Annotated in this window: 9 protein-coding genes and 2 tRNA genes; 4 read left to right on the top strand and 7 right to left on the bottom strand. The window is 69.6% G+C overall.

The window, feature by feature from the left end; all coding sequences use genetic code 11:
* Positions 1 to 249: 249 nt before the first annotated feature.
* From AB4Y80_RS06635 to AB4Y80_RS06620, 4 genes are all read right to left on the bottom strand, one after another.
* Positions 250 to 1,422: a globin domain-containing protein gene (locus AB4Y80_RS06635; RefSeq protein WP_442212909.1), complete on the bottom strand. Its 1,173-nt coding sequence runs from the start codon at positions 1,420 to 1,422 to the stop codon at positions 250 to 252.
* A 109-nt stretch (positions 1,423 to 1,531) separates the two neighbouring features.
* Positions 1,532 to 2,011: an RrF2 family transcriptional regulator gene (locus AB4Y80_RS06630; protein WP_442212907.1), complete on the bottom strand. Its 480-nt coding sequence runs from the start codon at positions 2,009 to 2,011 to the stop codon at positions 1,532 to 1,534.
* Between the two features lie 3 nt (positions 2,012 to 2,014).
* On the bottom strand, positions 2,015 to 2,476 hold the full coding sequence (locus AB4Y80_RS06625; RefSeq protein WP_442212905.1) for a hypothetical protein: 462 nt from the start codon (positions 2,474 to 2,476) through the stop codon (positions 2,015 to 2,017).
* Positions 2,477 to 2,528: 52 nt separating this feature from the next.
* Positions 2,529 to 3,944, bottom strand: a complete 1,416-nt coding sequence (locus AB4Y80_RS06620; protein WP_442212903.1) for a phosphomannomutase/phosphoglucomutase — start codon at positions 3,942 to 3,944, stop codon at positions 2,529 to 2,531.
* 148 nt (positions 3,945 to 4,092) lie between these two features.
* Here AB4Y80_RS06620 and AB4Y80_RS06615 point away from each other — a divergent pair, with 148 nt between their 5' ends.
* Entirely contained in the window at positions 4,093 to 6,273 is a 2,181-nt protein-coding gene (locus AB4Y80_RS06615) for a RecQ family ATP-dependent DNA helicase (protein ID WP_442212901.1), read from the top strand.
* Between the two features lie 154 nt (positions 6,274 to 6,427).
* Here AB4Y80_RS06615 and AB4Y80_RS06610 read toward each other — a convergent pair.
* Both AB4Y80_RS06610 and AB4Y80_RS06605 read right to left on the bottom strand, forming a co-directional pair.
* Positions 6,428 to 6,518: transfer RNA gene (locus AB4Y80_RS06610), tRNA-Ser, on the bottom strand.
* Positions 6,519 to 6,603: 85 nt separating this feature from the next.
* A complete protein-coding gene (locus AB4Y80_RS06605) occupies positions 6,604 to 8,793 on the bottom strand; it encodes a prolyl oligopeptidase family serine peptidase (protein WP_442212920.1) in 2,190 nt (729 codons plus the stop codon).
* A gap of 68 nt (positions 8,794 to 8,861) precedes the next feature.
* On the opposite strand from AB4Y80_RS06605, the gene AB4Y80_RS06600 reads away from it, so the two are divergent.
* Complete coding sequence (locus AB4Y80_RS06600; RefSeq protein WP_442212899.1) at positions 8,862 to 10,808, top strand: FAD/NAD(P)-binding protein; 1,947 nt, start codon at positions 8,862 to 8,864, stop codon at positions 10,806 to 10,808.
* Positions 10,809 to 10,904: 96 nt separating this feature from the next.
* On the opposite strand, the gene AB4Y80_RS06595 is transcribed toward AB4Y80_RS06600, so the two are convergent.
* A tRNA-Ser gene (locus AB4Y80_RS06595) sits at positions 10,905 to 10,992 on the bottom strand.
* 93 nt (positions 10,993 to 11,085) lie between these two features.
* On the opposite strand from AB4Y80_RS06595, the gene AB4Y80_RS06590 reads away from it, so the two are divergent.
* Positions 11,086 to 12,069: an NAD(P)H-quinone oxidoreductase gene (locus AB4Y80_RS06590; protein WP_442212897.1), complete on the top strand. Its 984-nt coding sequence runs from the start codon at positions 11,086 to 11,088 to the stop codon at positions 12,067 to 12,069.
* A gap of 259 nt (positions 12,070 to 12,328) precedes the next feature.
* Entirely contained in the window at positions 12,329 to 14,596 is a 2,268-nt protein-coding gene (locus AB4Y80_RS06585) for a carbon starvation CstA family protein (RefSeq protein WP_442212895.1), read from the top strand.
* Positions 14,597 to 14,599: the final 3 nt, after the last annotated feature.

Raw genomic sequence — 14,599 nt, 5'->3', positions numbered from 1 at the left:
GCACCCCCGGMCCCTCCTCAAAAGAGACCGCTTCCACGACCGTCTTCTCGACACCGAGCAGAGTTCCCCATAGAGTTGCTTCTCGCACGCCGCTTTCCGTTCTTCAGTTTCTTTTCTTAGACAGTCAGAAACCTAGACGGAAAGCGGCGTGTTTTCCTTAAGCCACGCCAAACGGACCCACGGATGCGTCAGGAGAGCCGGAAATCCGGGGTTTTTCGACATCTATTGCGGGTCAGCTCGTCGGCGGGGCTAGTTGGTGCCGGCCAGCCACAGATCGGGACCGAAGACTTCGTAGTGGATCCTTGTGGCCGGGATGCCGGCGTCGATGGCCTGGTTTCGGATGGACTTCATGAACGGCAGCGGCCCGCACACGTAGATGGACGCGTTCGCCGGCAGGTCCAGGCCCTTCAGGGTCATGAACCCCGAATGGAACCCCGGCGTGGGGTCCTCCAACCACAGCCGCAGCTTCGCCCCGTCGAGGGCCGCCACGTCGGCGGTCATCTGCTCGCGCAGGGCCCAGGCCTCGAGGTTCTTCTCGGCGTGCAGGACCATGACCTCGCGGTCGGAACCATTGGCCGCCAGGGACCGCAGCGCGGACGCGGACGGGGTGCAGCCGATGCCGGCGGTGGCAAAGACCACCGGCTCCTCGCCGTCGTCCAGGGTCACGTCGCCGTACGGGTTGGACAGTTCCAGCACGTCCCCGGGCTGAACGTCACGGTGCAGGACCGGGGATACCTCGCCGCCGCCGTCGAACTTGGTGGTGAAGACCCGGCGCGTGGTGGACTCCACGTCCGCGGAGAGCGAGTATTGCCGGCACTGGCGCAGGCCGTCGGGCAGGGTGACGCGGACCGAGACGAACTGGCCGGGGCGGGCGACGGTGACGGGGGTGGCGTCGGCGGGTTCGAGCACAAACGTCATGCAGTCGGTGCCGGCGGGATTCTTTTCCACCACGGTCCACGGCATCCAGGTCGAGTCGTTGGCCTGGCGGGCATAGAGGCCCTTTTCAATCTTGATCAGCGCGTTGGCCATGAGCCAGTACACCTCGGCCCAGGCCTCGGCGATCTCGGCGGTGATCACGTCGGCCAGTTCCTCCGCGATCGCCTCGAAGAGGTATTTGTACACGATGCCGTACTGGTCCTCGGTGATGCCCAGTGAGGTGTGCTTGTTGGCCAGGCGGCTGAGCAGGTGTTCGGGGATGGTGTCCGGGTTGGCCATCAGGGCCGCGGCGAAGCCGGCGATGGACCCGGCCAGCGCCTGCTGCTGCTTGCCGTTGTTTTGGTTGGCGCGGCTGAACAGCCCGTCCAACAGTTCCGGGTGGGCGGCAAACATGCGGCCGTAAAAGTTTGGCGTGATGGCTCCCAGGCGGGAACGCACGAGGGGGAGGGTGGCTTCAATCAACGGGCGGGATTTTTCCGAAAGCATGGTTTCTCCTTGGGTTGCATTGCTGCTAACAACCTCAAAGTAGCATTTAGCATGCAACATTAAATCCACAATTTCTACAGATCGTAGAAAATTCCCCGGATGGCGCGGTTTAGCCTGTCGCCTGTGTGTGCAAGGTCACGGGCAGCGCCGCCGGCATCGCTTCCAGGGGTGCCTCGGGCACCGCTTCCGGCGGGCGCGTCCCGGCCATGCCGGCGATCGTCACGGTGTCGAGGGAGGCGTAGAAGGCCTCGCGGGCCATGTTCAGCGCCCCGCGCAGCCCGCACCCGTGCGCCAGCGGGCATTCGCCCCGGCCGGACTGGCAGTCGGCGACGTCGGTGCGGGCATCGAGGATGCGCAGCACGCCGCCCACCGTGGCGGCCATCCCCGCCGCCGAGATGCGCACGCCGCCGGCGCGCCCGCGCATCGCCTCGACGAGGCCCAGCTGCCGCAGCCGCAGCACGGCCTTGCTCACGTGGTTGTACGGGGCGCCCACGGCCTCGGCAATGCTCCGCGTGGTCAGCTGCCCCGGCTCGGCGGAGAGCAGCATGAGCACGCGCAGGCTGACGTCGGAAAACACGTTGATGCGCACGGCTCAGGCCCAAATGATTTTCTCGCCGGACTCCAGGAACGGATTGCTGAATTCCCAGCCGTCCGCGCCGTAGCGATAGGGCTGGACGGCGGAGACGCACACCCCGGTGCTGTGCTCGGCCACCACGTGGATGGCGTCCGTGACGTCGTCGGGCAGGTGGATGTCACACACGACGGCGGCCGCCCGGTTTTGCGCGCGCTGTTGGGTGAGCGCCTCGTACAGGTCCGCGATCATCGCGTCGGCGTCCAGCTCCTGCGCGCCGTCGTCCTCGGGGGCGCCGGCGACGGCGACCAGGCTGACGCCGCCGTCGAGGTCCACCACCAGGCCGATCGGCGCGAAGGCGCCGTGCGCGGCCAGCTGCTCGCCGGCCACGCCCAGCGCGGTGCCGAGCAATTTGTTCAGGTCCTCCTGGACCAGGGCGTCGCCCTGATCGTCGGCTTCACGGCCGTTCGTGAAATCGTCCACGAATTCTCCTGTGGTTGGGGTGGGATGGGTCGGCCGGCGGGCCGGGGCCGGACTACTGCTGGCGGACCAGGGCCAGGACGTCGTCGCGGACGTCCGCCATGGTGACGGCGTCGACCGCCTCGGCGTTCAGGCGCAGGAACGGTTCGGTGTTGGAGGCGCGCAGGTTGAACCACCAGGACCCGTCGGCCGCGGTAAAGGTCAGGCCGTCCAGCTCGTCGATCGTGACGTCCTCGCGCGTGTACGCCGCACGCACTCGGGCGACGGCGGCGGGGACGTCCGCCAGCTGGGAGTTGATCTCGCCGCTGGAGGCGTAGGGCTCGTACTCGCGGCCCAATTCGGACAGCGGCCCGTCCTGCTCGCCCAGGGCGGCCAGCACGTGCATGGCCGCCAGCATGCCGGTGTCGGCGTTGAAGAAGTCGCGGAAATAGTAGTGGGCGGAGTGCTCGCCGCCAAACACGGCGCCCTCCGCCGCCATGACGGCCTTGATGAAGGAGTGGCCCACGCGCGTGCGGACCGGCCGGCCGCCGTCGTGGGCGATCAGCTCGGGCACAGCGCGGGAGGTGATCAGGTTGTGGATAACGGTGGGGTGCTCCTCGCCCAGCGCCCGGGCCCGGGCGATCTCCCGGCGGGCCACCAGCGCGGTCACGGCGGACGGGGACACGGGCGCGCCGAGCTCATCGATCACAAAGCAGCGGTCCGCGTCGCCGTCGAACGCCAGCCCAATGTCCGCCCCGTGCTCGACGACGGCGGCCTGCAGGTCGCGCAGGTTGGCCGGCTCGAGCGGGTTGGCCGGGTGATTCGGGAAGGTGCCGTCCAGCTCAAAGTACAGCGGCACAATGTCAAAGGGCAGGCCCGGGAGCAGGGTGTCGCCCAGCACGGCCGGGGTGGTCAGGCCGGCCATGCCGTTGCCGGCATCCACCACCACCTTCAGGCGGCGCGAGCCGGTGAGGTCCACCAGGGAGCGCAGGTACTCGGCGTACCGCTGGAGCACATCGATGGCCGTGATGGTGCCCTCCGCGCCGGCGGGGACGCCGTCGGCCAAGTACTTTTGGGCGAGGTCGCGGATGTCCATCAGCCCGGTTTCGGAGGAGACGGGGACGGCGCCGGCCTTGGCCATTTTCATGCCGTTGTATTCGGCCGGGTTGTGGCTGGCCGTGAACACCGCCCCGGCGGCATTGAGCGAGCCGCACGCAAAGTACAGCTCGTCGGTGGAGATCAGCCCCAGGAGCTGGACGTTGGCGCCGCGCGCGGCCGCGCCCTCGGCAAAGGACCGCGAAAAGCCGGGGGAGGACGGGCGCATGTCCCCGCCGACCAGCACCGTCTCACCCGCGAGGTTCAGCACGTCAACGAACGCGGCGCCCACGGCCCGCACCGACTCGACCGTAATGGACTCGCCCACGATGCCCCGGACGTCATAGGCCTTGAACGAGGTGGACAAATCAACGGGCAATTTCTCTGCAGTAGTCACGCCTCCCATGCTACCGGGCGGCTCTCGCTCCCGGCCGGAGCGGGCGTGTCCTGCACCGGGCGGGCCGCGGGCGGGTCTTTCCACACCCTGCCCGCATCTGGGCCCGCCCGGGTCCGCAGTGTCGGCGGGCACTGGAATACTAAAGGGCATGACACCGCCCCAGATCCCGAACCCGCCGATCACCGCCGCCCCAACCCCCACCGCCGCCGCATCCGGCACCACGCGGGAGCAGGCGCTGGTGATCCTGCGCCAGCTCGTGGGACGCCCCGACGCCGACTTCCACGACGGCCAGTTCGAGGCCATCGAGGCGCTGGTCGACGCCGGCCGGCGGGCCCTGGTGGTCCAGCGCACCGGCTGGGGGAAGTCGGCCGTGTACTTTGTGGCGTCCCTGCTGCTGCGCGCCCGCGGCGCCGGGCCCACGCTGATCGTCTCCCCGCTGCTGGCCCTGATGCGGGACCAGGTGGCGGCCGCCGAGCGTGCGGGCGTGCGCGCCATGGCCATCAACTCGGCCAACGCGACGGAGTGGGACGTGGTGTCCGGGGCGCTGGCCGCCGACGAGGTCGACGTGCTGCTGGTGTCCCCGGAACGGCTGACCAACCCGTCTTTCCGGGAGAACCAGCTGCCCACCCTGATCCGGCGAACCGGGCTGCTGGTCATCGACGAGGCCCACTGCATTTCCGACTGGGGCCACGATTTCCGCCCGGACTACCGGCGCATCGCCGATCTCATTGCCCAGCTGCCCGGGACCGTGCCGGTGCTGGCGACCACGGCCACCGCCAACTCCCGCGTGGTGGCGGACATTGAGGAGCAGCTTGGTGCCGGCGTGTTCACCATCCGCGGCCCGCTGGCGCGCACATCGCTGCGGCTGGGCGTGCTGCGGCTGCCCGACTCCCGGGACCGGCTGGGCTGGTTGCTCACGCACCTGGCCGGGCTGCCCGGCAGCGGCATCATCTACACGCTGACGGTGTCCGCCGCGGAGGACACCGCCCGGCTGCTGGCCGAGGCCGGGCACAATGTCCGCGCCTACACCGGGCGCACCGATCCCATGGACCGGGAGGCCTACGAGGAGGCGCTGAAGACCAACCAGGTCAAGGCGCTGGTGGCCACGAGCGCCCTGGGCATGGGGTTCGACAAACCGGACCTGGGGTTCGTGATTCACCTGGGCGCGCCGTCGTCCCCGGTGGCGTACTACCAGCAGGTGGGACGTGCCGGTCGCGGCGGCGCCAACGCGGAGGTGCTGCTGCTGCCCGGCAGCGAGGACAAGGAGATCTGGCAGTACTTTGCCACCGCCTCCATGCCCTCCGAGGTGAAGGCCATGGCCGTCCTGGAGGCGCTGGGGGAGGCCGGCAGGCCGATGTCCACCCCCGCACTGGAAGCCCGGGTGGACCTGCGCCGGACCCCGCTGGAGCTGCTGCTGAAGGTGCTGGCCGTGGACGGGGTGGTACGGCGCGTCTCCGGCGGGTGGGAGGCGACCGGGCAGGGGTGGGTGTACGACGCCGAACGGTACGACCGGATTGCCAAGGCCCGGGTCGACGAGCAGGAATCGATGATCGTGTATGAACAAACGGCCGGCTGCCGCATGGAGTACCTGGCCGCGGCGCTCGATGATGACACGGCGGCCCCGTGCGGGCGGTGCGACCGCTGTGCCGGGCAGTGGTTCCCCACCGACATCGGCTCCGGTGCCGTGGCGGCCGCCGGCGAGTCGCTGCGCCATGCCGGACTGCCCATCGACCCGCGCACCATGTGGCCCACGGGCATGGACCGCCTCGGCGTGCCGGTCAAGGGCAAGCTGCCCGCGGCCGAACAGCTCGCCCCCGGGCGTGCGCTGGCCCGCCTGACCGATCTGGGGTGGGGCAATGCGCTGCGAGCCATGTTTGCCGCCGGGGCACCGGATGCGCCCGTTGATCCGGCCATGGCCCGGGCCGTGGTGGCCGTGCTGCGCGAGTGGGGGCAGGCCGGCTGGGCCGGGGAGGGCCGCCCGGTGGCGGTGGTGTCCCTGACGTCCCGAAGCAAGCCGCTGTTGGTCCGGTCCCTGGCCCAGGCCATGTGCGAGATTGGCCAGTTGCCGTATCTGGGCGAGATGTCCTTCGAATTTGGCGGGCCGACGGGCGGGCGCGGCGGCAACAGCGCCTACCGGCTGGCGGGGGTGTGGGACCGGCTGACCGCGGGCCCCGAACTGGCCACCGCGCTGGCCGGCTACGGCGGCGGCCCCGTCCTGCTCGTGGACGACCTCGTGGACAGCCGCTGGACGCTGACGGTGGCCGGCCGCGCGCTGCGACGGGCCGGCGCCGGCCAGGTCCTGCCCCTGGTGCTCGCCCAGGCCGGCTAGCTGTCCCGCCCCGCACGTGAACTGACCCGCAAAAGATGTCGAAAAATCCCGATTTTCAGCGAATTTTCGACATCTTTTGCGGGTAAGTTGCAAAAAAATAACACCCTTGCGGGTCGGTTGCAAAAAAACAGCCCCGGTTTCCCGGGGCTGTTTTTGGCGGAGACGGGGGGATTTGAACCCCCGGTGGAGTTGTGCCCCACACTTCATTAGCAGTGAAGCCCATTCGGCCGCTCTGGCACGTCTCCAGCGCTGGCCAGGGTAGAAGCCCCTGACCAGCATCCCAAACTTTACCTAGTGGAAGGGGTACAAAGCAAAACGGGGGCCGCCCGGTCAGGCCGGGGTGGAATCCGGTGCCGCGGCGGTGAGCCGCCGCCACAGAAACTCGTACGACGCCGCATGCAGCCGCGCGGCCTGGGCGTTGTTCCCGGCCCCCGCGTGCCCGCCCTCCAGCGCCTCGTGGAACCAGAGCCCCGGCACGCCCAGCGCCTCCATCCGGGCCGCCATCTTCCGCGCCTGCACCGGCCCCACCCGGTCATCGGAGGTGGCCGTCCAGATAAACGTGGGCGGATAGTTCACCCCGGCCCGCAGCAGGTGGTAGGGCGAAAACGACTGGATGAACGCCCAGTCCGCCGGCACGTCCGGGTCGCCGTATTCGGCAATCCAGGACGCGCCGGCGGACAGCTTCGTGTACCGGCGCAGGTCCAGCAGCGGCACGCCGCAGGAGATGGCCCCGAACAGCTCCGGATATTGGGTGAGCATGTTGCCCACCAGCAGCCCGCCGTTGCTGCCGCCCACGCAGCCGAGCCGGTTTGCCCCGGCCACCCCGCGCGCCGTCAAGTCCCGCGCCACGGCCGCAAAATCCTCGTACGCCTTGTGCCGGTTCTCGCGCAGCGCCGCCGTGTGCCAGGCCGGCCCGTATTCGCCGCCGCCGCGAATGTTCGCCACCACGTAGACGCCGCCGCGCACCGTCCCGGCGCTTCCGTTGAGCTCCGTGCGCCGCTCCAGCCAGGCGCGGCCGATCGCCCCGCTGTACGCCGGGGTGCGCGAGACCTCAAAGCCGCCGTAACCGCTGAGCACCGTCGGGTTCCCGCCGTCGAGCACCAAGTCCCGCGGCCCCACCTGAAAGTAGGGCACGCGCGTGCCGTCCGCCGAGACCGCGAAGTGCTGTTCCACCACGTAGCCGGCCTCATGGAAGAACGACGGCGACTCCCGCACCAGCGTCGCCGCCCCGCCGCCGGAGCCGGCCCCGGGCGCCGCCAGGGTGCCGCGCAGGACGGTCGAGGGCGTGAGGAAGCCGGTGGCCACCAGCCAGTAGTCGTTGCCGCAGTCGGCGTCCTCGTCGTCGACCGCGAACGCGTCCGCGGAGTGCAGCGGCGGGCAGGCGTCCAGCTCGCGGCCGGCCCAGCCGGCGGCCGGGTCCAGGACCAGGACCTTGGCGGAGACATCATGCAAGAGGTTCAGCAGCAGGAAGTCCCGCGTCCAGCTCCAGGACTGCAGCGACTCCTGCGGGCTCGGGGCAAAGACGGTGTGGAAGCCGCGGTCCCCCGCCAGGAACGCGTCCAGCTCCAGGGCCAGCAACGTCCCGGCGCCGTAGTGCGCCCCGGCCACGGTCCAGTCGGTGCGCGGGCGCAGCAGCAGCCACTGCCGGTGCAAGGAGACGCTGGCGTCGTCCGGGACCTCCAGATGCACCCAGTCATCGCCGACCCGCAGGTACGTGCGGCTGGTGAAGAAATCCAGCACATCCGTCGCGACGTCCCGGACGTACCCGGGCGTGCTGCTGTGGGACACGCCGCCGCTAAGGTGGTCCGCCGGCACCGCAAAGTACGGCTCCTTCGCGGCCAGCTCCGCCACGGACTCCCCGCGGCGCAGCACCCGGGCCGCGCACGGGTACGACGACGCCGTCATCGACCCCGGGCCGGTGTCCGTCCCGACGTACAGCGTGTCCGCGTCCACCCAGCTCAGGCGCGTCTTCGCCGTCGGAAGCGCAAAGCCGCCGGGCACAAACGCGCAGGCGGCGAGGTCGAACTCACGGTAGGTGACCGCGTCGCCGCCGTCGGGGGACAGGGCCACCATGGCCCGGCGGTATTCCTCCCCGTCTGCCGGGCGCAGCAGCGACGCCCCGGCCCACAGCCATTCGGCGCCCTCGGCCGCGGCCAGCGCGTCGACGTCCAGCAGCACCTGCCAGTCGGGGTCCGCGGCCAGGTAGCCCGCCCAGGTGGTGCGACGCCAGAGCCCGCGCGGATTGGCCTCGTCGCGCCAAAAGTTGTAGTACCAGTTGCCCCGCTTGGTGACCATGGGGATGCGGTCCTTGGCGTCCAGGACCGCCAGCACGGACGCCTCCAGCGCCTCATAGTCCGGGGTGAGCAGGGCGGCGTCGGTGCGGGCGTTGCGCTCGCGCACCCAGGCGAGGGCGTCATCGCCGTGGATGTCCTCCAGCCACAGGAACTCATCGGCCGGCTGGTCGGCGACGGGCGGCACGGTGGCCGGAGCGGGGGTGGGCCGGGCCTCGGGGCTTTGCATCATGTGCCCATCCTAGACAGGCGCCGCACGGACCCGCGCCGCGCGAGGGCATCCGTTACGCTCTAGGAATGGAGGCGACGGAGGGGCAGGCGGTGGTGATCGTGGGGGCCGGACCCCGCGGCACCTCCGTCATGGAACGCCTGCTGGCCCGCCGCGCGGGGGCCGCGGACCCCCGGCCGCTGGCCATCCATTTGGTCGATCCCCACCCGCCCGGCGCCGGCCATGTGTGGCGCACGGACCAGTCCCGGCTGTACCTGATGAACACGCAAGCGTATTTTCCCACCCTCATCCCGGACCGCGGCATGGACGCGCCCCCCGTGGCCGGGTGCAGTTTCAACCGGTGGCGAGAGGCGCAGCGGAGACAACCGGGGGCCACCCTCAGCGCCGCCGACCGCGACGAGCTGTCCGCGCTCGCCGCCACCGGATTCCCGAGCCGGCCCCTCTACGGCCGCTACCTGTCCTGGTGCGTTGCCGCGCTGCTGGAGAAACTGCCCGACGCCGTCACGGTCACCGTCCACGCGACCCTCGCCAACCGGGTGGTGCGGGACCATGACACGGGAGGGTACGCCGTCGTGCTTCAAGACGGCGACACGCTGCGCGCGGACGCCGTGGTGTTGGCGCTCGGGCACGTCCCGTCGCGCCTGACACCGGCCCAGCGCGAACTGCGGGACGAGGCGCGCGCGGCGCGGCTGACGTATTTGCCCCCGGCCGTGCCCGGCGACGTTGACTGGGAACAGCTGCCCGCCGGGGAAACCGTGCTGGTGCGCGGCATGGGACTGAACTTTTTTGACGTCGTGGGGCAGCTGACGGAGGGGCGCGGCGGACGCTTTGAACCGACCGGGGAGGCGCCGGGCAAGGCGCTGGCCTATGTGCCCTCCGGACGGGAGCCGGTGATCGTGGGCGGCTCCCGGCGGGGGACCCCGTACCGGGCCAAGGCGGAGCTGGAGCACTACTACCCGGCCGGTGTTGAATTGCGCTTTCTGGATGAGGACGCCGTGGCATCGATTCGGGCGTTGGGGGCGACGGCCGGATTTGACCACGACATCTGGCCGCTGCTGCACCGCGACACGCTGTGGGCGTATTACACCACCCTGGCGCGCACCCGCCCGGATCTGATCACGGAGCCGGGGTTCTTAGCCGAGCTGGATGCCTTGCTGGCTCAGGGAATGGCCGGGGAGGGGCCGGCCTGGCTGCTGCGGCTCAAGGCGTTGGAGACTCGGTGCCTGGCGGACGGGCACCGGCTGGACCTGGCCGCGCTGGCGCGGCCGCTGTCCCGGCATCCGCTGCTGCCCGGGGGCAAGCACCGGTTCGACTCCCACGCCCACCTGGACCGGGCCGTGCTGGCATATTTGTGCGAGGACGCCGCCGGTTCCGCCCGCGGTGAGGACGACGCCGTGAAGATGGCAATCGGCGCGCTCAACGCCGGCCGGGCCGTGATCAAGTCGCTGGTGGCGGACCGCGGGATCACCCAGGAGTCGTGGCTGGGCGAGCTGCGCGGCTGGTTTGAAGGATTTGTCGAGGGGCTGACCAGCGGCCCACCGGCGCTGCGGATGGAGCAGCTCGCGGCGCTGGTGCGCGCCGGCGTGGTCCACTTTGCCGGGCCCGATCCGATGTTCCGCGTCCAGCTCGGGCTGTTCCAGGTCGCCTCCCCGTGGGTGGCGGAGCCGCCGTGGCGCTCCCGGTACCTGGTGGAGGCGCTGGCCCCGGCCAACTGGGTGCAGGACAGCGATTCCAAGCTGCTCAACAACCTGCTGGCCGACGGGCTCGTCCGCCCGCGCGTCATGCTGGCCGCCGACGGCGAGCCCGTGGTGACCAGCGGCCTGGACGTCTCCGCCCCGCCCTACCGGCCCCTGAACGGCACCGGCGCCCCGGTCGAGGGCCTGTACGTGCTGGGCCTGCAGCTGTCCTCCGTGCAGTGGGGGACAGCCATCGCCGCCCAGGCGGACGCCGAATATCGCAGCGGCTACCGCACGCTTCGCGACGCCGATGACATCGCGGCCGCCATCCTGGGGTGACCCGTCGCGCCCGGTTTGACCCCGCGGGCCTGTGCATCTTTGACACATACATAAGGGAAGCAGTCCCGTGGCGGGACTGCTTCCCTGATAAATGCGCGGAAGGTAAGAGATTCGAACTCTTGGTACGGGGTTACCGCACACTGGTTTTCAAGACCAGCTCCATCGGCCGCTCGGACAACCTTCCTGACCCTAGTAGTGTTTCATAAGCAGTGCGGTGCCACCAAAGCGGGCCGCCGCGCCAAGAGCGGGGCGGATCCGCAGAGCGGGGGAGAGATTCATGAAGGCGATTATTGCAACGGCTGCCGGTGGTCCGGAGGTCCTGGCCCTGGCCGACGTCCCCGCGCCCGTGCCGGGCCCGGGCGAGGTCCTGATCGACGTGGTCGCCGCGGGCATCAACCGGGCCGACGTCCAGCAGCGCCGCGGCTTCTACCCGCCGCCCGCCGGGGCATCGGAAATCCTGGGCCTGGAGGTCTCCGGCCGGATCGCCGGGTTCGGGCCCAACGTGACCCGGCCGTTTTCCGTGGGTGAGAAGGTGGTGGCGCTGCTCACCGGCGGCGGCTACGCCCAGCAGGTCGCGGTCCCGGCCGAGCAGGTGCTGCCGCTGCCGGACGGCCTCGACGTGGTCACGGCGGCCGCCCTGCCCGAGGTTGCCGCCACCGTATACTCCAACCTGTTCATGACCGCCCAGCTGCAACCCGGGGAAACCGTGCTGGTCCACGGCGGCGCCGGCGGGATCGGCGTCATGGCCGTGCAGCTGGCCAAGGCCGCCGGCGCGCGCGTCATCGCGACCGCCGGCAGCGAGGAGAAGGTCGCCCTGCTCACCGGCTACCTCGGCGCGGACGTGGCCATCAACTACCGCACCCAGGACTTCGTGGCACTGGTGAACGAACATACCGGCGGCCTCGGCGCCAACGTGATTCTCGACGTCGTCGGCGCCAAGTACCTGGCACAAAACGTGGCGGCCCTGGCCATGTACGGCCGCCTGGTCGTCATCGGGCTCCAGGGTGGGGCGAGTGCGGAACTGAACCTGGGGACGCTGCTCGCCAAGCGCGCTGCCATCATCGGCACCACGCTGCGGGCCCGGCCCACGGCCGAGAAGGCCGTCATCATGGCCGGGGTGCGCGAGCACGTCTGGCCGCGCATTGCCGACGGCTCCGTCAAGACCATCGTGGACAAGACATTCCCCCTGGCCGAGGCCGCGGCCGCCCACGCGTATTTCGACTCCGGCGCGCACGTGGGCAAGGTCCTGCTCACGGCCTAGCCCCCTCAATGGCCTCCTTCAACTGGCCCGCATTAGATGTCGAGAATGGGCCGAAATCGGCCCATTCTCGACATCTAATGCGGGCCAGTTTTTGCCCCCGGGCGGGGCGCGGCGGCCGGCGCCCGCCGAGCGCCGCTTATCGCGGACATGCCGCCGCTGACAGATTCGCTTTTATGTTCCAGCCCACATGCCGGTTGTGCGCTGGGGCATGCTGCTACCGTCAAAAGGCCAGATTTCCGGCTCATTTCAAAGGAAAAACATGATTCAGCCGTCACAGGCTACCGCCGATCCAGCGAAGCTGCTGGTCCAAGACCCCGAGTTGCCGCCCGTGGCACTTGGCCCGGACGCCGAGGAAGCCGCGCAGAAGTGGACTCCCCTCAAGATCGCCATTTGGGCGGCCATCGCGCTGCTCGGCGGCGTGGCCTGGGTGGTGCTGGCCGTCGTTCGCGGGGAATCGGTCAATGCCGTCTGGTTTGTTTTTGCCGCGGTCTGCACCTACCTCATCGGCTACCGCTTCTACTCCAAGGTCATTGAGAAGTACCTGCTCAAGCCCAACGACGTGCGCGCCACCCCGGCCGAGTACAAGGCCGACGGCAAGGACTTCGTCCCGACCGACCGCAACGTCCTGTTCGGCCACCACTTTGCCGCCATTGCCGGCGCCGGCCCGCTGGTCGGGCCCATCCTGGCCGCCCAGATGGGCTACCTGCCCGGAACCATCTGGATCATCGTCGGCGTCGTGCTCGCCGGCGCGGTCCAGGACTACCTGGTCCTGTTCTTCTCCATGCGCCGCGGCGGCCGCTCGCTCGGCCAGATGGCGCGCGAGGAACTGGGCGTCATCGGCGGAACGGCCGCGCTCATTGCGACGCTGCTGATCATGATCATCATCGTTGCCATCTTGGCGCTGGTGGTTGTCAACGCCCTGGGCTCCTCGCCGTGGGGCGTCTTCTCCGTCTCGATGACCATCCCGATCGCCCTGTTCATGGGCCTCTACCTGCGCTACTGGCGTCCGGGGAAGGTCATGGAAGTCTCCGTGATCGGCTTTGTGCTGCTGCTGGCCGCCATCATCGGCGGCGGCGTCGTGGCCCACACCGCCTGGGGTGCATCGTTCTTCCACCTGGACCGCACCACGCTGGCCTGGGCCATCATCATCTACGGCTTCATCGCCGCCATCCTGCCCGTCTGGCTGCTGCTGGCCCCGCGCGACTACCTCTCGACCTTCATGAAGATCGGCACCATCGTCATGCTGGCCGGCTCGATCGTGCTGGTCCGCCCCGTCATCAACGTCCCGGCCTTCAGCGAATTCGCCAACAGCACCAACGGCCCGGTCTTCTCCGGCGCCCTGTTCCCATTCCTGTTCGTCACCATCGCCTGCGGGGCGCTCTCCGGCTTCCATGCCCTGATCGCCTCGGGCACCACGCCCAAGCTCATCGAGAAGGAACGCCAGGCCCGCTTCATCGGCTACGGCGGCATGCTCATGGAGTCATTTGTGGCCATCATGGCCCTCGTGGCGGCGCTGTCGATCGACCGCGGCATCTACTTCGCCATGAACGCCTCGGGTGCCGCGACCGGCGGCACCATCGAGGGTGCGGCGGCGTTTGTGAACTCCCTGGGCCTGACCGGCGTCCACGTTGACCCGGCCACGCTGGCCCAGACCGCCTCCGACGTCGGCGAGCAGTCCATCGTCTCGCGCACCGGCGGCGCCCCCACCCTGGCCGTGGGCCTGGCCCACATCATGCAAAAGGTGGCCGGCGGGCCCGCCATGATGAGCTTCTGGTACCACTTCGCCATCATGTTCGAGGCCCTGTTCATCCTGACCGCGGTCGACGCCGGAACCCGCGTGGCCCGCTTCATGCTCCAGGATTCCATCGGCAACTTTGTCCCGAAGTTCAAGGACACCTCCTGGCGGCTGGGTTCGTGGCTGACAACCGGCATCATGGTGGCTGGTTGGGGAGCCATCCTGATCATGGGCGTCACCGACCCGCTGGGCGGCATCAACACCTTGTTCCCGCTGTTCGGCATCGCCAACCAGCTGCTGGCCGCCATTGCCCTGGCCGTCTGCCTGGCGATCGTTTCCAAGAACACGCATGTGAAGTACCTGTGGATGGTGGCGCTGCCGCTGGCCTTTGTCACCGTGGTCACCGTCGTCGCGTCGTTCCAAAAGATCTTCTCGACCGTTCCGTCGGTGGGGTACTGGGCGCAGCACCGGGCCTTCCAGGAGGCGCTGGATGCGGGCAAGACGCACTTTGGCACGGCGAAGACCGTTGCCGCGATGGAATCGGTGGTCCGCAACACCTCCGTTCAGGGGACGCTGTCCATCATCTTCGTGGTGCTGTCCATCATTGTGATCGTGGCGGCCGTTCTGGTCTCCATCCGGTCCGTCCGCGCCGGCGGCGGACCCAGCATGGAAGACGTGGCGGTTCCCTCGCGGATCTTCGCCCCGGCCGGGATCGTCCCGACCGCGGCCGAACGCGCCATCCAACGGGAGTGGGCCGAATCCGGCAAGCAAACTGTCGGGGTGGGTCACTAACCC

The sequence above is a fragment of the Specibacter sp. RAF43 genome, from assembly GCF_052114065.1.
Taxonomy (GTDB): Bacteria; Actinomycetota; Actinomycetes; order Actinomycetales; family Micrococcaceae; genus Specibacter.
This window is presented reverse-complemented; position numbering and strand designations above follow the sequence as displayed.

What these genes read in the sequence shown, in the direction of transcription:
- AB4Y80_RS06605 (WP_442212920.1), bottom strand. Translation starts at nt 8,793, where the DNA reads ATGCAAAGCCCCGAGGCCCGGCCCACCCCCGCTCCGGCCACCGTGCCG.
- AB4Y80_RS06585 (WP_442212895.1), top strand. Translation starts at nt 12,329, where the DNA reads ATGATTCAGCCGTCACAGGCTACCGCCGATCCAGCGAAGCTGCTGGTC.
- AB4Y80_RS06600 (WP_442212899.1), top strand. Translation starts at nt 8,862, where the DNA reads ATGGAGGCGACGGAGGGGCAGGCGGTGGTGATCGTGGGGGCCGGACCC.
- AB4Y80_RS06635 (WP_442212909.1), bottom strand. Translation starts at nt 1,422, where the DNA reads ATGCTTTCGGAAAAATCCCGCCCGTTGATTGAAGCCACCCTCCCCCTC.
- AB4Y80_RS06615 (WP_442212901.1), top strand. Translation starts at nt 4,093, where the DNA reads ATGACACCGCCCCAGATCCCGAACCCGCCGATCACCGCCGCCCCAACC.
- AB4Y80_RS06590 (WP_442212897.1), top strand. Translation starts at nt 11,086, where the DNA reads ATGAAGGCGATTATTGCAACGGCTGCCGGTGGTCCGGAGGTCCTGGCC.